This window comes from Paracoccus benzoatiresistens (assembly GCF_026913015.1).
Lineage (GTDB): Bacteria > Pseudomonadota > Alphaproteobacteria > Rhodobacterales > Rhodobacteraceae > Paracoccus > Paracoccus benzoatiresistens.
This window is the reverse complement of the sequence record NZ_JAPTYD010000006.1, coordinates 113,443-131,343: the sequence shown is the minus strand read 5'-3', so window position 1 is coordinate 131,343 and position 17,901 is coordinate 113,443. Positions and strand designations below refer to the sequence as shown.

Sequence of the window (17,901 nt, the reverse complement as noted above, 5' to 3'; positions counted from 1 at the left end):
CCGATGACCGACCAGCCGCCCCCCCTGAGACCGGCCAGCCCCGTACGAAAGACCGCCGTCCGCGCCGCGCAGGCCGGGATCAATGTCATCTGGCTGGTGCCGATCATTGCGCTGGTTGTCACCGCGGCGATCGCCTGGAACGCCTATGCCGAGCGCGGCACGGTGATCGAGGTCGAATTCGCCGATGCGACGGGCGTGACCCCCGGCGAGACTGCCCTGCGCTTTCGCGAGATCACCGTGGGGCAGGTGGAAGGCGTCAGCTTCACGTCGGATCTGTCCCGCGTCGTGGTCCGGATCCGCGTGGACAAGGATGTCGCCCCCTATATCGACAGCGACGCGGCCTTCTGGATCGTCCGTCCGCAGGTCACGGCCCAGGGGGTGACCCGGCTGGACACGGTGCTGACCGGATCCTTCATCGAGGGCTACTGGGACGCCGCCGTTTCCACCCCGCAGGAGCGGTTCGTGGGCCAGGAACGCGCGCCCCTGGTGCGCAGCGATACGCCCGGCAGCTGGGTCACGCTGGCGATGGAAAACGCCGGCGGCATCAGTGAAGGCGCGCCGGTGCTGTATCGCGGCGTGCAGGTCGGGCGGATGGAAAACCTGCGCCTGGCCGACAGCGAGGATCAGGTCGTCGCCGACGCCTTTATCGAAGCCCCCCATGACAAGCGGCTGACGACCTCCACGGTGTTCTGGGACACCTCGGGCTTTTCGCTGTCGCTCGGCGCCTCGGGCGTGTCCTTCAACGTGAACTCTCTGTCCTCGCTGCTGCAGGGGGGCGTGTCCTTCGACACGCTGGTCAGCGGCGGCCGCCCGATCGAGCCGGGCCATGTCTATACCCTGCAACCTGACGAGGACACGGCCCGCAACGACATCCTGGCCAGCGACAATGCCGAACCGCTGCGCATCGCCATGGTGATCGACGATTCCCTGCGCGGCCTGGAAAAGGGCGCGGACGTGCAGTTCCAGGGCCTGCGCGTGGGCCAGGTGACAGATCTGGCCGTCACGGCGGATCAGGAGACCGACAAGATCCGCCAGATCGTGACCATGGCGATCTCGCCCTTCCGGCTTGGCCTGGCCGAGGACACCACGCCCGCCGACGCGCTGGCCTTCCTGCAGGAGGCCGTGGACCAGGGGCTGCGCGCGCGCGTTGCCAGCGCGGGCTTCCTTGGCACCTCGCTGATGGTCGAGCTTGTCGATATTCCCGGCGCTCCGCCGGCGGTGATCGACACAGGCGCGGAACCCAACCCGATCATCCCCTCGGTCCAGGGGGATCTGGAGGATTTCACCGCCAGCGCCCAGGGCTTCCTGTCGCGCATCGGCAAGCTGCCGCTTGAGGAAGTGCTGAAATCCGCGACCGACATGATGAACAGCGTCACCGCGCTGGCCAGTTCCGAGGATACCCGGGCCATCCCCGGCAGCCTGCGCGAGACGCTGGACCAGGCCAAGGGGGCGGCAACCGATATCGGCGGCATGGCCCGCGACCTGCGCGAGGCGGGCACCGCCCAGGACATCGCCCGGCTGGTCGATGAGGCCGCCGCCGCCGCCGAGGCGGTCAAGCTGGCCGCCGCCGACGCGCCCGAGATGGTGAACCGGATCGACGCCGCCGCCGCCGCGGTCGAGGAATTCAATTTCTCGGAAATCAGCGCCCAGGCCGAAGGGATCCTTGCCGACCTGCGCGCCATGCTGGGCAGCGAGGATGCCGAGCAACTGCCGCGCAACCTGTCCGACACGCTGGAGGCGGCCTCGGGCCTGCTCAACGACCTGCGCGACGGCGATGCGGCGGGCAGCCTGAACGACGCGCTGGACAGCGCCAGCACCGCCGCCGACCAGGTGGCCGAATCCGTCCAGCGCCTGCCGCAACTCATCGAACGGCTGGAAGCCACGGCCGCACGGGCGGATTCCGTGCTTGCATCCTATGGCGAGAGGTCCGCCTTCAACACCGAGGCAGTCAACATGCTGCGCGAATTGCGCCGCGCGACCGAGGCTTTCGGGTCGCTGGCCCGGCTGATCGAACGCAACCCCCGCGCCTTCATTCTGGGACGATGACGCCATGACCTTGCCGACCCGCCTGCCTGCCGTGCTTGCCTGCCTTGGCCTTCTGGGTTTGGCCAGCTGTTCCGATCCGGAAAAGACCGCGCGCTTCCTGATCGACCCGCCAGCGGGCGAACAGGTGCCCAATCGCCTGGGCAGCGCCGAGCTGAAGGACGTGTCGCTGCCCGAATACGCCTCGGGGCAGGAGGTCGCCTTCCAGACCGCCGATGGCGCCGTCCGGTCCACCCCGAAGAACCTGTGGGCCGACAACCCGCAGCGGGCCTTCACCCTGTCGCTGGCCCGGGCGATTTCCGATGCCTCGGGTGCCACCGTGATCGGCGAACCCTGGCCCCTGGCCGAACCCCCGCAGCGCCTGCTGGAGGTGCGGGTGGAGAAGGCCCTGGCGCAGGCGAACGGCACCTATCGCCTGTCGGGGCGCTATTTCGTCTCGGACGAGGGCAGCGGCGGTGCAAACCACGCCCGCAGCTTCGATATCGTCGTGCCCATGGCGGGCACGGAGCCGGCGGCATCCGCCGCGGCGGCGTCCCAGGCCATCGCGATCCTGGCCCGGCAGATCGCCACCCTGTCGGGGCCGGGCCGCACCATCGCCACCACGGCGCCCGCCGATCCCTTCGCGCTGGATCCGCTGTTCTGAACGGAAAAGATTTGGCGGATGGTCTGAAAACCATCCGCCAAACACCCGCAGGCACAGGGAACGCTGGTTACACCGAAGGACTGGGCGGGTTGTCCCGGTCCCGGTAATGGCCGGGGCGGGATACAGGGTCCTCGCACAGGTCTGCACGTCCCAAGACACGGGCGATGACCGGCAGGACAAACTGATCGAAACAGTGCCGATCAGGGGCGAAGGCGCCGGGATGGCCGACGCCTCCGCAATCTTCGCAATCCTCGATGTTGCCCCAGCAATTGGGGCAGGCACCAAGGGCGCAGGCCAGCATCTCGACATGGTCGATGAGAAGCCGGTTCTCCTGCTGGAGCCGCCGGAAGGCGGCCCAGGTCGGGCGGTCGAGGTCGGCGAGAGGAGCGCCGCCCCCTGACCGCCCGTTTGTTGCCGCCATCAGATCCTGCTGCATGTCATCGACCGGCACATTCTGCACACCCCCCGGTCCACCGCCCAGAAGCTGAAGCGCGGCAATCACGTTGCTGAAATTCGGAATTGTGTCATCCGGCATGTCCGTCTTCCCTGTTGCTGCCTTGTAAGCCGGTCATCCCGTGCGACCGATGATCGCTTGCAATGGAATCACTATCGGCCAAGGCCGTGAAACGGGCGTGAATCCGACGGTGCGGTTTTCGTGAAAAAGGCGAGTGGGGCGCTAGAATTCGCGAAAAGGCGTGGCAAGGGGCAGGGTGGGCGGCTGGCCCGGGATCGCGCCCTGGCGCCCGGCCTGGTCGCGGATCGCCTGCCGGACATCCAGGTCCGGATCTTCGGACAGCCGGCCGGCCAGCCAGCGCGCGAGCTGGGGCGCCGCAAGCGAGGTGCCCGAGGCCAAGGTGAAGCTGCCGCTGTTCCGCCCGCGCACGATCATGGAACTGCTGTTGACGCTGCGATCGACCGGGGCCAGGCAATCGCCTCCCTCGCCATTGGCCAGAAGCGCGGCATAATCCGTTCCCTGACCGGTTTGCCGATAAACCGCCCCCGCCCGCAGCGTCAGCCTGCCGGTGGCATAGCTGTTGACCGTGTCCCTGCGGATCACCAGGGGATCGCCGCCGTTCTGCGCATCCGTCAGGATCGGAAAGCCCGATTCGTCATGGCTGCGATAGGCGGGGTCGTGGAACCAGCTTTGCCGTGCGCCGCGGCGAAAGCCCCGGATCACCTCGTCGCGCTGCGCCGTCACGTCATAGACCTGCTGGGAACCGTCATCAGAATCGCTGCCCGCAATCCCGACCCGCCATTCGCCGGGCGGCGCAAAGGGCTCGCCCAGCCTTTCGGGGCAGGTCGGCAGCGCGATCACCGCGATGCCGTCCCGCCAGCGGCCGCCCGGCAGCAGTTGCGGCATGTAATAAGCCCGCGCCAAGGGCTTCCCGTTCCTGTCGGACAGGACCGAGAATTGCCAGGGCACCTTGAAGTCGGTCGTCGAGGCCGCATGGCCCGGCGGCGTCAGCGTCACCTGCAGATCGCCCCTTGGGGGATGATCCTGGGGCGGGCCCCAGATCTCGACGGCGTTGATGGTGGCGTCATCCGGGGGCAGGCGCCAGCCGATCGACTGGCCGCGCCGCAGCTTGGCGCGCAGCCGGTCCTGGCGATGATTGCCCATGGGCAGCACGAAATGCACGGGCCCCAGATCCGGCGTCCTGGTTTCCGAAACCGCATCCATGAACCGCTCGAGAAGCGTTGACCCGTCATGCGGTCCCGCCGTCAGCCCCAGGCTGAGGTTGATGACGACCGGCAGGCGCACATCGCCATGGGAAAGGCCGTGCTTCCCTTCGATGAAGCGGCACAGCCGGCGGGCGCGGTTGATGATGAACAGCATCCCTGTCAGGATCGGGACCGGCGCCAGAACGCCCATGGAATCGGCGATGATCCGGGGCGGCAGGCAGACCGCGATCACCGGATGGTTCCTGGCCTGCGGATCGGCCGGATCGAAGCCCGCCGCCAGGGGCGCGATGGCCGAGCCATGTCCCGCCTCGAAGGCACCCGAGGGCGTGCCGGGGCGGGCCAGATCCACGGCGCCGGTCAGCCGGTAGATCGCGTCCTCGCCCCCTGTCTTTCCGGTCGCGGCCCCTGCCAGCAGCGCCGACAGTTCGGCCCCGCGCCATTCCGCGCCCGAGGGCAGATCGACCCCCGCCCCCTGCCGGAAGCGTGCGTCCTGCATCCAGACCGCCGCCACGCGGCTGAGATTGCCGGGCAGGGTGAAACGCTGGTGGATGAAGGGAATCCCGTCGTCAATGATGCCGATGATGCAGCCCTTGCCCGGATCGGGCAGCGCCCCGTCCGACAGGTAGGCCCGCGCAGGGTCGGCCGGATCGTCGCTGCCGAGTTCCCGATGGCCGTCGTTGTTCGCGTCGTTCGACAGCACGCCGGCGGGATCGTCCAGGAAATCCTCGAAGGCGGTCACGATGGCATGGGCGATCGCCATCATCATCGGAAGCTCTGGTCGATCAGGTCGCGCAGCGCCTGTTCAAGCTGTTCGGGCACGTCGGCACCATCGTCGGGGCCGTGATCCGCCCTCGGCGGCGCCTGGTTGCGGCTGGCGCGCAGGTCGTGGAAGTAATGCAGGTAGGGCGACAGGCCAGGACGATACCGGTCATAGGCCGCCCGGGGTTCGGACCAGCGCAAGGACGCATCGGGATCGGATGTCAGCTCCATCGCGTCTCCCATTCCCCGGTCGCGCGCGCGCAGAGCGATTGCCACAAGGGCGCCGGGCGCAGCGCTGCCGCGTCATCCCCGAACCCGGTCGAGGGATCCTCGCCCCTCAGCATCAGGTCCAGGATGCCGTAATGGAAGTCGCGCGGCCGGTCTCCGTCGCGGAATCGGGTGCCGTCGAAAACCGCAGATCCGACGGTGCTGCCTTCCGATCCCCGCGCCATCAGATAGCGCCCGAGCTGGATACCCAGCACCGCCCCGGCAGCGCTGTCGGCCGGGAAATGCAGGCCCGCCACCGTCCGGTTGATCGCGACGCGGCAGGCCAGGCGATAAAGCTGGCTGTCGCTGGCCATGGCAGAACCCGGTTCCACCAGTTGCGACAGCATGGTCGCCAGCGTGAACATCTGCGTGGCATGGCCGCTGGGCAGCGTCGGATGGCCCGGTTCCGCGATCATCGGCTGGACAAGGTTGCTGAACTGCGTGGGCCGCGGGCAGCCAAGGGCGATCTTGATGCGCATCACCACCGGCGTCACCAGCGCAAGGCCGGTTTCCAGCATCTCGACCACGGCGGGAGCGCGGGACAGGGTGATGGGCAGGATGCTGGCGAAGAACGGGATCAGGTATTCGCGCTGGACGAGGATCTCGGCCAGACGGTCGGCGCGCAGCTCGGCATAGGCCGCCACCAGCGGCGCTGCGTGGCCGAGATCGTCCACCTCGGGGCGCACGATTCGGGCCAGGGGGGTATGCTTCACGCCCTTGCCCCCCTTGCGCCGCAGCAGCGTGACCGCCTGCGCGGTGGCACGCTTTTCGGGGTAATCCTCGATCTCGAAGGCAAGATCTTCCAGCAGTTCGGACAGCAGGACGGCGCGGCGGAACTCGGCCTCCATCCGCCGCAACCGCCCGCCTGCGTCCAGGGTCCCGTCCTTGCCCGCCAGCGGTGGGATCGTCTCGGTGCCGACAATGGCGTCGCGGGTCCGCATCAGGGCGGCGGCCATCAGTCCGTCATCGATGGTTCTGCCCGAAGCATCCGCCCCCTGGCCGTGCTGACCATGCTGGCCGTGCTGGCCGTGCTGACCATGCTGCAAAGACATGGCGTGACCTCATTGACCAGGCGAATCGAAAACACTGTATCTTTGCCTTAAGGGAAAGCGTAACAACGAGTTCAGATTTCACCTAGCCCTTGTTTCGATGCAATCACTTACGCTCCGACTCATGGGGCCCGTGGACCTGATCGGGCCGGGACACGTGCGGCTGACGCCGCGCGGGATGCGGGCCCGTGGTGCCCTGGCGGTCATGGGCAGCGCGACGGCCATGCGGGTCCTGCGCGCGCGGCTGCAGGATCTGCTGTTCAGCACCCGTGAACCCGAACAGGCCAATGCCAGCCTGCGGCAGGTCCTGCGCGAAATCCGCATCAGCCTGGGGGATGCCCGACAGGCCCTTGCTGGCGGGCCGGGATGGGTGGGCCTGGACAATGACATGGTCCGGCTGGACATGACCGCCCGCCCGGGACCGGACGGTCAGATGCCCGAATTCGCCGCCGACCTGGACATCCCCGATCCGGAATTCGAGGATTGGCTGCGCGACGCCCGGATGCATGCCGAACAGGCGGTGACGCCTTCCTTGCCCGAGCCCTCGGTGCTGCCGGTCCTGCTGACGGCCGAGCCGGTGGCAAGCGACGTGGAAACCGGCGTGATCGCGGCCATGGTGGTGGGCGAGGCGGCGGGCCGGGTCTGCGACCTGGTGCCCATGGTCGCCATGCCCGACCGCGCCGAGCCCGGCAAGTCGGCCATCGTGCTGTCGGCCCTGGCCAATCGCCTGGGCGAGGAAATCCACCTGCTGGTGAAGCTGAGCCACCGGCCCAGCAGCCGGCTTTTCTGGTCGCACAAGTTCGTTCTGGACGCAGGCAACCTCACGCCATCCATGAACGATTGCACGGCGCAAGTCTGCGTGGGCGTCATGCGCGTGCTCGAGGCCGTGCGCACCGTCGATGCCGCCCTGGGGGTTTCCTTCGCGGACGTGTTCAGCTTCAACCAGGGCCGGCTGCATCGCGCCGAACAGGCGCTGGCGGGGATGGATGAAGGGGTGAACCTGTCCCTGACCAATGCGCTGCGGGCCTGGGTGCGCACCACGCAGGTCTTCGAGCGCCTGGTCCCCGATCCTTTGGCAAGCATCCAGGAAGCCCGGGAATTCGCCGCCAGGGCGCGCGAGGCCGATCCCTACAGCGCCACCGCCCTGGCAGTGGGCTCGGTGGTCGAGGGCTATCTGAACCAAGGCCAGGTCAGCTACTGGCTGGCGCAGCAGGCGGTGCAGATGGATGCGCGCAATCCGCTTGCGCGGTATGCCTATTCGCAGGCCCTGACCGACCTCGGCCGTCACAAGGAAGCGTATCGCGAGGCGCAGGCGGGCCTAACCGAGGCGCTGTCGGTCCTGAACCCCGCTACCTGGCAGTTGCGCCTGGGCATCGCCCTGACCCGCCTTGGCCGCTTTGCCGAGGCCGAGCAGCGCTTCGATGCCGTCCAGCAGCTTGCGCCGGAAAACCGTCCCTCGCTGCGCTTCCTGGCGGCGCTGCGATACCATCGGCGGGACGAGGCGGGCGCCCTGTCCGCGCTGCAGGCGCTGAAGAAGGTGGAGCCGGGCTTTTCGCTGGAAGCGATGCGCAGCGACAGCTATCCGGTCGCGACGCTGCGGCAAGGCGGGCTTCTGGGCGTCACGCGGTCGGGGCTGATCTAGGGGCGGACCTTCGGCCAGGAATACGGTCCAGGGACGTCGGGATCAGAAGCGTGCCGGAACAAGCGCGGCGGCCTGTGGGGTCCCATGGATGCCACGACCGCAGCACCGATTGCGCCAGGCAGGGCGCGTGCGTGCACGCACCACGACCCGTTACACCATCCCAGCCCGCATTTCCCCGTGCAGCCGCGGCCCCGCGACGATCATGCCGTCCACCATGGCGCGGGGGCTGTTGAAGCGCATCGGCTGGCCGTGGCGGTCGGTGGCAAGGGCACCGGCCCGCTGGGCGATCAGGCTGCCTGCGGCGATATCCCATTCCCACACGCTGCGCACCGACAGCGCGGCATCGAACCGGCCCTCGGCCACCAGGCACAGCCGCCAGGCCAGTGACGGGCGGAACTCGCGGCGGATGGGCGGGGTCCTGCCGTTCTTCCAATGCTCGGGCTCGACCGCGGATTTGTAGGTCAGCACGCGCGCGCCTGTCATGCCGCACTCGGTGGGTCGGATCGGCCTGCCGTTCAGCAGGGCGGGGCCGTCTGCGAAGGCCGTGAAGGTCAGCTCCATCGCGGGCAGATGCACCACGGCGGCGGTGATCCGGTCGCCCTCGGCCACGGCCAGCGAATGGGCGAAGCCCTGTTGCCCGGCGATGAAGGCGCGGGTGCCGTCGATCGGGTCGATGATGAAGCAGTGCCGCGCATCCAGGCGCGAGGCATCGGCTTCGCTTTCCTCGGACAGCCAGCCGTAATCGGGGCGCGCGCCCGTCAGCATTCTCTGCAGCGCGTCATTGACGGCCAGATCCGCCTCGGTCACGGGTCCCGCGTCATCGGGCTTGTCCCAGGCCTTGGGCGCGGCCCGCCAGAAGGACAGCGCGATCGGCCCGGCGGCCTCAGCCGCTCGGACCAGCAGGGCCAAATCCTCCTCAGGCGCCGGCAACGGTCATCCCCCGCACCAGAAGGCTGGGAACCTCGGCCGCGCGCCAAGGCAGGGCGTCATTGGCGGCCACCAGCGTCATCAGCATGTCACGAAGATTTCCGGCGATGGTGCATTCGTTGACCGGCCAGGCGATCCTGCCGCCTTCCACCCAGAAGCCCGCCGCGCCGCGCGAATAATCCCCGGTCGTCCCGTTGATCGAGGCGCCCAGCATCGAGGTCACGACCAGTCCCGTTCCCATCTCCGCAATCAGATCGTCGGGCGTCGCCGTCCCCGGTGTCAGGATCACGTTGCTGTTCGTGGGCGAGGGGGCCGAGGACATGCCCCGCGCGGCCGAGGCCGTGCTGTCCATCCCCAGCTTGCGCGCGGTGGCCAGATCCAGCGTCCAGCCCTGCAGCACGCCGCCGTCCACGATCTTGCGGGGCCGCGTGGCCAGCCCTTCGGCATCGAAGGGGCGGGACGAGGGATAGCGCGGGCGCAGCGGATCCTCGAGAAGGTCGAACCCTTCGGGCAGCACCGGCTGGCCCAGATCCTTGCGCAGCCAGCTTGCGCCGCGCGCCACCGCGCTGCCATTGACCGCCGAGAGCAGGTGCCCGATCAGCGAGGAGGCGACGCGTCGGTCATAAAGGATGGGAAAGGCCCCCGTCGGCGGTTTCCGCGATCCGGCGCGCGCCAGGGTGCGTTCGGCGGCAAGGCGGCCGATCTCCTCGGGCGCGGGCAGATCCTCGGCCCAGACCCGCGATTCCCCGGCATAGTCCCGCTCCATCCCCAGACCCTCGCCGGTGATGGCGACGGTGGAAATCGCGTGCGTCGTGCGCCCGTAGCCGCCCGAAAACCCGTTCGAGGCCGCCAGCCACAGGAAGCGGCGGCTGAAGGCCGCGTTGGCGGATTCGACCTGCGAAATGCCCGGCATGTCGCGCGCCGCAGCCTCGGCCCGCAGCGCCAGGTCCTGCAGGTGATCGGGCGAGGGATCAGGCCGGTCGTCGGCGATCTGCAATCCGCCTGCATCACGCTGTCGGGCCAACTGGTCCGGATCGGCCAGGCCCAGCATGTCATCGACCGGCGCCTCGCGCGCCATGGCCACGGCGCGTTCGGCCATTTCCCCGATGGTCGCCGGGCTGTGGTCCGAGGCCGAGACGCTGGCCTGCCGCCCGCCGATCAGCACGCGCAGCCCGATTTCCACGCCTTCGGCCCGGTCGGCATGTTCAAGGACGCCGCCCCGCATGTCGATGCTGGTGGACTGGCCGCTCATCGCCAGGGCGTCGGCCTGGTCGGCCCCTGCCCGCCGCGCCGCATCGACCAGCGATTCGGCCAGCGCCTGCAAATCCACGGGTGCCATCGCGCTTCTCCTTCGTTCGTCCACCTGTTTTGCGGCGCAACGGGGCGGCCCGCAAACGAAAAAGGCCGGGACGAATGCCCCGGCCCAAGGCCCTTGGCGCAGGGTCCTACTTGACCTGCTGGCCGTTTGCGAAGATCTGGCCGCCCTCGCGGAACTCGATCTCCGAGGTCAGCCGGTCGGGATTGGCTTCATCCGGCTTGGCGAACATCGCCAGCATCATCCGCATCCCCATCATCTGCTCCTCGGGGGCCAGGCCCATGGCGACCAGCTTGTCCAGAAGGCCGTTCACGCCCTCGAAGGTGCCGTTCAGCTTGCCCACGGGCTCGTTCGGGTTGTCGCCGAATTCCAGAGCGCCGCTGATGTCGGCCTTGGCGCCGACCGCGTCCAGCGCCACCTTGTTGACGGTCAGCGTCCGGGGGGTGAAGGGCGCGTCAGGCGCGGTCGTCCCGTCGGGCTGCGCCACGGCCGGGTCGAACAGGTTCTGCGTCACGACCGCATCGCCCGACAGGTCGATGGACAGGCTGGCAGGATTGCGCGGCAGTTGCTTGTTCGGGTCGAACAGGTTCCAGATGCCCTCGGCGAAGGTCAGCCCTTCCAGCGCATAGGCGAACTTGAACGGCTGCGCGGCCTCCGCCTTGCTGACCGGGATCAGCATGTCGAAGAAGGTGCGGTCGGTCGCATAGCTGATCGGGAAGGGCAGGCTGCTGACCGTCATCTCGACATTGGTCCTCGCGACCTCGCCCTTGTAGCCGAGGCCCTGTTCCGACATCTGCAGCGCGGCATTTCCCGTCCCCAGCGTTGCCGTGCCGCGGCCCGTCTGGTCCGCGCCCGCCTCGTCCTTGCCGGCAAAGTCGAAATCGGCCTTTGCGGTCTCGAACCCGAAATTGCCCTGGAAATCCAGGCCCGCCGCCAGGGCCTCGGACAATTGCGTGCCCAGATCGAAGCTTTGCGCCGGCGTCCTGGTGGCGCCGGTGCTGGAAAGGCCCGTCAGCCTGGCTTGCAGATTGACCTTGCCCCCCGTGCCCTCCGCATCCGCGGGGGCGTCGGCGGCGATCTGCATGGTCGCCTCGGAGGCCTTGATGTCGAAGCTGGTTTCCGACCCCTCGCCCGTGGCATGGCGCTGCGTGCCCGCGACATCGGTCAGAGAGCCGGTCACGGGCATTGTCGCGCCGCTTTCCGGATCGACCGGCATGGTCAGGTCAAAGGCGATCGAGGGATAGGTGAATTCATACAGCATGTCCTCGGGCGTGCCCGAGACGACCGTTTCGTTGCCGGGAACCTTGACGGTGCCGGTCATGGTCATCTCGACCATCTCGGGCTCGGCGGGGGGCGTCTCGGCCTCGGTGCCCTCGGCCCCCTTTGCAGCTGCATCTTCCTCGGTCGGGGCCGGCACCATGAAGGTGCTGTCCAGCGCCACGTCGCCCCCGATCGACATGCGGACCCTGGCGTCGCCGGTTTCCTGGAAGGTCAGTTGCGGAATGGTGATGGTGGTCGCGCCGTCCTCGATCTTCGTCGAGAAGACGGCATCCGTGACGGTCAGCGTGCCGCCCGCATCCTCGGTCTTGCCGGTGACTTCATAGCCATAGCCGGCATAGGTTTTCTGCAGGTTTTCCCAGACCTGGGCCGGGGTGACGTCGGCCAGGACCGGCGCGGCACCGATGCAAAGCGCCAGGGCCGAGGTTGCAGCAAAGCGGAACATGGCTGAGACCTTTCGGAAAATCGTTGCTTGCGGGATTTGTGGCACAGTGGTCCCTGAAGGCCAAGGGAGCAATCGCGTGATGGCGGCGTGTGCGGCGCGGAACATTGTTCTGCCTTGGTCGTTTCCCAGCATCTGCCGCCCCGGATCGGGTGCACGGCGCATCCAAGCCATGAAGATCAAGGAGTTTCCTCATGCGCAGCACCATCCTGTCTGCCATCCTGGCCCTGACGACGGCCCTGCCCGCGGCGGCCGAAACGATCCGCGTCGGCATGTCGGGCGGCTATTTCCCCTTCACCTTCACGCGCGCGGATGAATTGCAGGGCTTCGAGGTTGACCTGATGAACGCCGTGGGCGAGATCACCGGAGACGACATCCAATTCGTCACCATGTCCTTTTCCGGCCTGATCGGCGCGCTTGAAACCGGGCGGATCGATACGGTCGCGAACCAGATCACCATCACCCCGGAACGCGAGGCGAAATTCGCGTTCACTCAGCCTTACGTTTATGACGGCGCGCAGGTGGTGGTGAAGGAAGGCAACGAAGGCACGATCACGGGTCCCGAAAGCCTGAAGGGCAAGTCGGTCGCCGTGAACCTGGGCTCCAACTTCGAGGAACTGCTGCGCGCCTTGCCCTATGCGTCGGAAATCGACATCCGCACCTATGAATCGAACATCGGGCAGGACACCGCGCTGGGCCGGGTCGATGCCTTTGTCATGGACCGCGTGTCGTCGGCGCAACTGGTCAAGGAAAGCCCGCTGCCCCTGGCCCTTGCAGGCCAGCCCTTCAGCGAGATCCGCAACGCCCTGCCCTTCCGCAACGACGAGGCAGGCAAGGCCATGCGCGACAAGGTCGATGCCGCGATCACCCAGTTGAAGGAAAACGGCAAGCTGGCCGAGATTTCGCAGAAATGGCTGGATGCGGATGTGACGAAGCCCCTGGCTGACGCCGCCGAATGAAGGGACTCGACACTGCCTATATGTGGGACCTGGTGCCGATCATCCTCGGCTATGTCCCGCTGACCTTGGGGATGGCGATTGTCGCCATGGCGGCGGCGCTGGTCCTGGCGGCCTTCCTTGCCATCCTGCGCGTCCTGCGGGTGCCGGTCGCGGACCAGGTGGTGGCGGTGTTCATCAGCTTCTTTCGGGGCACGCCGCTGCTGGTGCAGCTGTTCCTGTTCTATTACGGCCTGCCGCAACTGTTCCCGGCGATGACCAGCATCGACGGGATCACGGCGGCGGTGATCGGCCTGACGCTGCACTTCTCGGCCTATATGGCGGAAAGCATCCGCGGCGCGATCCTGGGCGTGGACCGCAGCCAGTGGGAGGCGGCCCAATCCATCGGCATGACGCAGGGCCAGCTTCTGCGCCGGATCGTGCTGCCGCAGGCCTCGCGCGTGGCGGCGCCGACCCTGATGAACTATTTCATCGACCTGATCAAAAGCACCTCGCTGGCCTTCACCCTGGGCGTAACCGAGATGATGGGCGCCGCGCAGAAGGAAGCGGCGGGCAGCTTCCTTTATCTGGAAGCCTTCCTGGTCGTCGCGGTGATCTACTGGATCATGGTCGAACTGCTGTCCGTCGGGCAGCGCTGGATGGAACGTCATCTGGGAAAGGCGGTGGCGCGATGAAATGCGAAATCGACATCGCAGGCCTGGTCAAGCGCTTCGGCCCCACCACGGTCCTGTCGGGCATCGACCTGTGCCTGAAGCCGGGCGAACGCGTGGCGATCATCGGCCCTTCGGGGACCGGCAAGTCGACGCTGCTGCGCTGTCTCAACTGGCTGGACCGTCCCGATGCCGGGCGCATCACGCTGGGCGATCTGTCGGTCGATGCGGCCCATGCCTCGCGCGCGCAGATCCTGGCGCTGCGGCGGCGGACGGGCTTCGTGTTCCAGAACTATGCGCTGTTTGCCAACAAGACCGCCCGGCAGAACATCATGGAGGGGCTGACCACCGTGCGCGGCTGGAACAAGGCCCGGGCCACGGAGCGGGCGGACGAAATCCTGGCGCAGGTCGGCCTAGCCGATCGCGGCGACAGCTATCCCGCAGCCTTGTCAGGAGGCCAGCAGCAGCGCGTGGGCATCGGCCGGGCCATGGCACTGGACGCGGACCTGCTGCTGTTCGACGAGCCGACCAGCGCGCTTGACCCGGAATGGGTGGGCGAGGTCCTGGACCTGATCCGCTCCATCGCCGACGGGCGGCAAACCATGCTGATCGTCACGCACGAGATGCAGTTCGCCCGAGAGATCGCCGACCGGATCGTCTTCATGGAAGGCGGGCGGATCGTGGAACAGGGGCCGCCCGCGCAGATCTTCGGGGATGCGCATGACGAACGCACCCGCGCCTTTCTGCGCCGCGTGACCTAGCGCAGGCCCACCGTCTGGTAATAGACATCCACGTCCCGGGCCGTGTCATAGCCGATGCCGGATGCGATGATGCAGCTGGTATCGTCCTTGCGCGGCGCGACCAGGGTCCAGGTGCCCATCTGCTGCGAGGCCCAAAGCTCGGTCGCGGCATGACCGTCGCTGGGAACGGGGGCTTCGTTGAAGTCGTGCTTCAAGGTGCGGTGGATCTCGGCGTCGTCGGCGCAATAAGGCTGATCCCCGACTGCCATGTCGGACGTGGGCAGATCCTGGGCCTGCTCCAGCAGCGTGGCGGTATCCACGCCTGACATGGCGGGCCAGGCTTGCACGGGCTGGTCGGGGCGGGTCGCGGAAACGGCAGGCATGGCCATCAGCAGCGACACGCTGCCAGCCATCCCAAGGCGGGCGATGCGAGCGGCGGTGCGGGTCATGGTTGCGGCCTTTCATCCAGTGTTTGCTGGAGGAAAAACGTGTGATCACAGGATCGGGTTCCGACTCTGCCTGTGACGCGGCGTTGCGCTGCCCCCCGAAAGCGGGCAATTCTGTCGTGACTCTAAGGACTAAGGCGACAGGAAGGGCAGGGCGGAAATGGCGATACTTCTGGCCGATGTGGGGGGCACCAACGCCCGTCTGGCGATCGCGCGCAATGGCAGCATCGACGCGCAAACGGTGACCCGGTTCCGGGGCGACGACTATGCGACCTTTGACGATGTGGTCCGCCAGTTCCTTCAGGAACAGGACCAGCCGCGCATCAGCGCCGTCTGCGTCGCCGTGGCGGGCCCGGTCAGCGGCGGGCGGGCGAAACTGACCAACCGCAACTGGGACTTCGACGAGAACCGGCTGGCGCGCCTGACGGATGCCGATCAGGTCCGGCTGATCAACGACCTGACCGCGCTTGGCTATGCCACCCCGGCCCTGCGGGGCGAGGGGCTGGCGCTGCTGCGCAGCGCGCCTGCCGACCGGGCGCGCAACGGTCAGGGGCTGGTGGTGAACCTGGGCACCGGCTTCAACGTCTGCGCCGTGCGCAGCCTGCCCGGCGGCGCCATTGCCGCCTTGGAGGCCGAGGAAGGCCACACCCACCTGCCGGCCAATATCCACAAGCGCCTTCTGGACGCGGTCGGGCCCGACGCGATGGCGGGCTTCATCTCGACCGAGGAAGCCTTTGCCGGACGCGGATTGTCGCGCCTGCACGCCGCGTTGACCGGAACCCCGCCCGTGCGCAGCGAACAGATCGACGCCGCGTCAGACGCGGGCGATCCGGCGGCCAACGCGACCTATGACCTGTTCACCGATCTGGTGGGCCTTCTCTGCCGCGAACTGGCGCTGCGCTTCATGCCGCTGGACGGGCTGTTCCTGGCGGGCAGCGTGGCCCGCAGCATTGCCGACCGGATGGACCGCTTCGAGGCCAGCTTCCTGTCCGAACCGTTCATGCGCCACATCCCTGAAAACACGCCGATCTTCCTGATCCGCGACGACATGGCGGCGCTGCAGGGCTGCCTGGTCGCGCTGTCCTGACGGCAACAGCGGACGGAAACGTGAACAGCGCCTGATCTTCCCGCCGATGAAAGGCTGGATTCGCGGCGGCGATCCTGTTCAAATGGTTTCAAAGCAAGAACCATACGGGCAGGAAAAATGCGGGCATATCTGCGGGCAGTGCTGGTCGCCTCGACGGTGGCGGGCTTTGGGGGAGCGGTCTGGGCGCAATCCTCCAACCCCTTCTCGGGCCTGTTCGGCGGCCGGGATGAAACCGACGGCCCGGTGTCCCTGCTCTTCCAGGTCCAGGGCGGCGAGGACCTGGAACAAAGGCTGCGCAACGCCTCGCTGATCTCGGGCGCATTGTCCGAAGGCCGGACCACCGGCCAGGACGTGCTGGCCGCGGCGCGGGCGGATTACGCGCGCATCCTGGGGAACCTTTACGACCAAGGCTATTATTCCGCGATCATCAACATCACCTTGGACGGGGTCGAGGCGGCCGAGATCGCGCCGCTGGACGCGCCTCCCGCCGTCCGGCAGGTCGTGGTTGCCGTCCAGACCGGACCGCAGTTCCGCTTTTCCCGCGCGGCCATAGCGCCCCTGGCGCCCCGGACCGAGTTGCCCGACGAATACCGCCAGGGCGAGGCCGCGGGCACCGGCACGATCCGCAATGCCGCCCGCGCCGGGGTCGAGGGCTGGCGCAACGTGGGCCATGCCAAGGCCAATGTCGCGGGGCAGGAAATCACCGCCGACCACATCAACAATGTCGTGGACAGCCAGATCGGCCTGTCCCCCGGCCCTTCGGTCCGCTTCGGGCGGCTGAACATGCGCGGATACGACCGCATGAACCCGCGCCGCCTGGCCAAGATCGCAGGCCTGCCCGAGGGCGCACGCTTCGACCCCGAGGAGGTCGAGGATATGCGCAAGCGCCTGCGCCGGTCGGGCGTCTTTTCCGCCATCACCCTGGAAGAGGCGGAAACGCTTAACCCTGATGGCAGCATGGACATCAACCTGACCGTGGTCGAGCAGAAACCCCGCCGCGTCGGCGCGGGCTTCGAGATCTCGACCACGGACGGCGCGATGGTCTCGGCCTACTGGATGCACCGCAACCTGCTGGGCGGGGGCGAGCGCCTGCGGATCGATGCCGAGATCGACGACATGGGCTCGGACACCAGCGGCCGGGACGAGGAGGTGACCTTCCGCATCGACCGCCCCGCGACGGTCACGCCGGACACGACGGCCTATGTCCTGGCCAGCATCAGCCGCGAGCGCGAGGAGGATTACGACGAGGATACCGGCACGGTCGGGCTTGGCTTCAACCACATCTTCAGCGACCGTTTCACCTTCGACACGGCGGTCCAGTACCAGTTCTCGCGCGTTTATGACGACCTGGGCGAGACGGACTTCCAGGTCCTTGCCTTTCCGACCAGCGTGATGTGGGACGCGCGGGACAATGAAAACAATGCCAAGCGCGGCTATTACCTGCAGGGCGACGCCGCGCCCTTCAAGGGCTTCGACGGCACCGATTCCGGTGTCCGCGTGCTGGGCGAAGGCCGCGCCTATTATTCCCTGGGGCCCGAGGACCGCTTCACGCTTGCGGGCCGCGCCCGCGTCGGCAGCGTTCTGGGCAGCGACATCGAGAACACGCCGCGCAATTACCTGTTCTTCTCGGGCGGCGGCGGCACCGTGCGCGGCCAGCCCTATCAGTCGCTGGGGGTCGAGGTGATCCAGGGCCCGAACGGCCCGATCAAGACCGGCGGGATGAGCGTGGCAAACCTGTCGGCCGAGGTCCGCTGGCAGGTCCGGGAAAGGATCGGCGTCGTGGCCTTTGCCGATTACGGCGAGGTCTGGGCGGAAGATGGCTGGAACGGAACCAGCGAATGGCACTCGGGCGCGGGGATCGGCGTTAGGTACGACACGCCCATCGGGCCGCTGCGCTTCGACGTGGCAGGACCTACCGGGGGGGACACCGGCGAGGGCGTGCAACTGTATCTTGGACTGGGGCAGGCGTTCTGATGA

The 17,901-nt window shown here is 67.7% G+C and carries 16 protein-coding genes; 8 read left to right on the top strand and 8 right to left on the bottom strand.

Going from position 1 to position 17,901, the window contains the following annotated elements; all coding sequences use genetic code 11:
• Window positions 1–3 precede the first annotated feature (3 nt).
• Together OU682_RS07100 and OU682_RS07095 are read left to right on the top strand one after the other, a co-directional pair.
• Window positions 4–2,046 carry a PqiB family protein gene (locus OU682_RS07100; protein WP_268941378.1) on the top strand — a complete coding sequence of 681 codons (2,043 nt, stop codon included), beginning with the start codon at window positions 4–6 and terminating at the stop codon, window positions 2,044–2,046.
• Between the two features lie 4 nt (window positions 2,047–2,050).
• Complete coding sequence (locus OU682_RS07095) at window positions 2,051–2,686, top strand: PqiC family protein (RefSeq protein WP_268941377.1); 636 nt, start codon at window positions 2,051–2,053, stop codon at window positions 2,684–2,686.
• Window positions 2,687–2,753: 67 nt separating this feature from the next.
• Here the strand turns inward: OU682_RS07095 and OU682_RS07090 are convergent, their stop codons facing one another.
• The 4 genes from OU682_RS07090 to OU682_RS07075 all read right to left on the bottom strand — a co-directional run bounded on the left by OU682_RS07090 (window position 2,754) and on the right by OU682_RS07075 (window position 6,444).
• The gene (locus OU682_RS07090) at window positions 2,754–3,221 is read right to left on the bottom strand and encodes a hypothetical protein (RefSeq protein ID WP_268941376.1); all 468 of its coding nucleotides are present in this window, start codon (window positions 3,219–3,221) and stop codon (window positions 2,754–2,756) included.
• A gap of 141 nt (window positions 3,222–3,362) precedes the next feature.
• Complete coding sequence (locus OU682_RS07085; RefSeq protein WP_268941375.1) at window positions 3,363–5,132, bottom strand: S8/S53 family peptidase; 1,770 nt, start codon at window positions 5,130–5,132, stop codon at window positions 3,363–3,365.
• Window positions 5,129–5,356 carry a hypothetical protein gene (locus OU682_RS07080; RefSeq protein WP_268941374.1) on the bottom strand — a complete coding sequence of 76 codons (228 nt, stop codon included), beginning with the start codon at window positions 5,354–5,356 and terminating at the stop codon, window positions 5,129–5,131. Before OU682_RS07080 ends, OU682_RS07085 begins: the two co-directional genes overlap by 4 nt.
• Window positions 5,347–6,444, bottom strand: a complete 1,098-nt coding sequence (locus OU682_RS07075; RefSeq protein ID WP_268941373.1) for a phosphatase PAP2 family protein — start codon at window positions 6,442–6,444, stop codon at window positions 5,347–5,349. The genes OU682_RS07080 and OU682_RS07075 overlap by 10 nt, the downstream gene beginning before the upstream one ends.
• Window positions 6,445–6,574: 130 nt before the next feature.
• On the opposite strand from OU682_RS07075, the gene OU682_RS07070 reads away from it, so the two are divergent.
• On the top strand, window positions 6,575–8,083 hold the full coding sequence (locus tag OU682_RS07070; protein ID WP_268941372.1) for a tetratricopeptide repeat protein: 1,509 nt from the start codon (window positions 6,575–6,577) through the stop codon (window positions 8,081–8,083).
• 150 nt (window positions 8,084–8,233) lie between these two features.
• Here OU682_RS07070 and OU682_RS07065 read toward each other — a convergent pair whose 3' ends face one another.
• The 3 genes from OU682_RS07065 to OU682_RS07055 form a co-directional block, all read right to left on the bottom strand.
• Window positions 8,234–9,013, bottom strand: a complete 780-nt coding sequence (locus tag OU682_RS07065) for an inositol monophosphatase family protein (RefSeq protein WP_268941371.1) — start codon at window positions 9,011–9,013, stop codon at window positions 8,234–8,236.
• The gene (locus OU682_RS07060; protein ID WP_268941370.1) at window positions 9,000–10,349 is read right to left on the bottom strand and encodes a TldD/PmbA family protein; all 1,350 of its coding nucleotides are present in this window, start codon (window positions 10,347–10,349) and stop codon (window positions 9,000–9,002) included. The genes OU682_RS07065 and OU682_RS07060 overlap by 14 nt, the downstream gene beginning before the upstream one ends.
• A 106-nt stretch (window positions 10,350–10,455) precedes the next feature.
• A complete protein-coding gene (locus OU682_RS07055) occupies window positions 10,456–12,048 on the bottom strand; it encodes a DUF2125 domain-containing protein (RefSeq protein ID WP_268941369.1) in 1,593 nt (530 codons plus the stop codon).
• Window positions 12,049–12,239: 191 nt separating this feature from the next.
• Here OU682_RS07055 and OU682_RS07050 point away from each other — a divergent pair, with 191 nt between their 5' ends.
• From OU682_RS07050 to OU682_RS07040, 3 genes are read left to right on the top strand one after another with little or no spacing between them, the layout of a single operon-like run.
• On the top strand, window positions 12,240–13,004 hold the full coding sequence (locus tag OU682_RS07050; protein WP_268941368.1) for an amino acid ABC transporter substrate-binding protein: 765 nt from the start codon (window positions 12,240–12,242) through the stop codon (window positions 13,002–13,004).
• Window positions 13,001–13,675, top strand: a complete 675-nt coding sequence (locus OU682_RS07045) for an amino acid ABC transporter permease (RefSeq protein WP_268941367.1) — start codon at window positions 13,001–13,003, stop codon at window positions 13,673–13,675. Before OU682_RS07050 ends, OU682_RS07045 begins: the two co-directional genes overlap by 4 nt.
• Window positions 13,672–14,412: an amino acid ABC transporter ATP-binding protein gene (locus OU682_RS07040; protein ID WP_268941366.1), complete on the top strand. Its 741-nt coding sequence runs from the start codon at window positions 13,672–13,674 to the stop codon at window positions 14,410–14,412. The genes OU682_RS07045 and OU682_RS07040 overlap by 4 nt, the downstream gene beginning before the upstream one ends.
• On the opposite strand, the gene OU682_RS07035 is transcribed toward OU682_RS07040, so the two are convergent.
• Entirely contained in the window at window positions 14,409–14,840 is a 432-nt protein-coding gene (locus OU682_RS07035) for a hypothetical protein (protein WP_268941365.1), read from the bottom strand. The two genes, OU682_RS07040 and OU682_RS07035, sit on opposite strands and share 4 nt — an antisense overlap.
• 157 nt (window positions 14,841–14,997) lie before the next feature.
• On the opposite strand from OU682_RS07035, the gene OU682_RS07030 reads away from it, so the two are divergent.
• A complete protein-coding gene (locus tag OU682_RS07030) occupies window positions 14,998–15,924 on the top strand; it encodes a glucokinase (protein ID WP_268941364.1) in 927 nt (308 codons plus the stop codon).
• A 117-nt stretch (window positions 15,925–16,041) separates the two neighbouring features.
• Entirely contained in the window at window positions 16,042–17,898 is a 1,857-nt protein-coding gene (locus OU682_RS07025) for an autotransporter assembly complex protein TamA (RefSeq protein ID WP_268941363.1), read from the top strand.
• Window positions 17,899–17,901: the final 3 nt, after the last annotated feature.

Coding starts and splice junctions, on each gene's coding strand:
- OU682_RS07055 (WP_268941369.1), bottom strand. CDS start 12,048: ATGTTCCGCTTTGCTGCAACCTCGGCCCTGGCGCTTTGCATCGGTGCC.
- OU682_RS07040 (WP_268941366.1), top strand. CDS start 13,672: ATGAAATGCGAAATCGACATCGCAGGCCTGGTCAAGCGCTTCGGCCCC.
- OU682_RS07060 (WP_268941370.1), bottom strand. CDS start 10,349: ATGGCACCCGTGGATTTGCAGGCGCTGGCCGAATCGCTGGTCGATGCG.
- OU682_RS07035 (WP_268941365.1), bottom strand. CDS start 14,840: ATGACCCGCACCGCCGCTCGCATCGCCCGCCTTGGGATGGCTGGCAGC.
- OU682_RS07045 (WP_268941367.1), top strand. CDS start 13,001: ATGAAGGGACTCGACACTGCCTATATGTGGGACCTGGTGCCGATCATC.
- OU682_RS07080 (WP_268941374.1), bottom strand. CDS start 5,356: ATGGAGCTGACATCCGATCCCGATGCGTCCTTGCGCTGGTCCGAACCC.
- OU682_RS07095 (WP_268941377.1), top strand. CDS start 2,051: ATGACCTTGCCGACCCGCCTGCCTGCCGTGCTTGCCTGCCTTGGCCTT.
- OU682_RS07075 (WP_268941373.1), bottom strand. CDS start 6,444: ATGTCTTTGCAGCATGGTCAGCACGGCCAGCACGGCCAGCATGGTCAG.
- OU682_RS07030 (WP_268941364.1), top strand. CDS start 14,998: ATGGCGATACTTCTGGCCGATGTGGGGGGCACCAACGCCCGTCTGGCG.
- OU682_RS07100 (WP_268941378.1), top strand. CDS start 4: ATGACCGACCAGCCGCCCCCCCTGAGACCGGCCAGCCCCGTACGAAAG.
- OU682_RS07090 (WP_268941376.1), bottom strand. CDS start 3,221: ATGCCGGATGACACAATTCCGAATTTCAGCAACGTGATTGCCGCGCTT.
- OU682_RS07050 (WP_268941368.1), top strand. CDS start 12,240: ATGCGCAGCACCATCCTGTCTGCCATCCTGGCCCTGACGACGGCCCTG.
- OU682_RS07025 (WP_268941363.1), top strand. CDS start 16,042: ATGCGGGCATATCTGCGGGCAGTGCTGGTCGCCTCGACGGTGGCGGGC.
- OU682_RS07085 (WP_268941375.1), bottom strand. CDS start 5,132: ATGATGATGGCGATCGCCCATGCCATCGTGACCGCCTTCGAGGATTTC.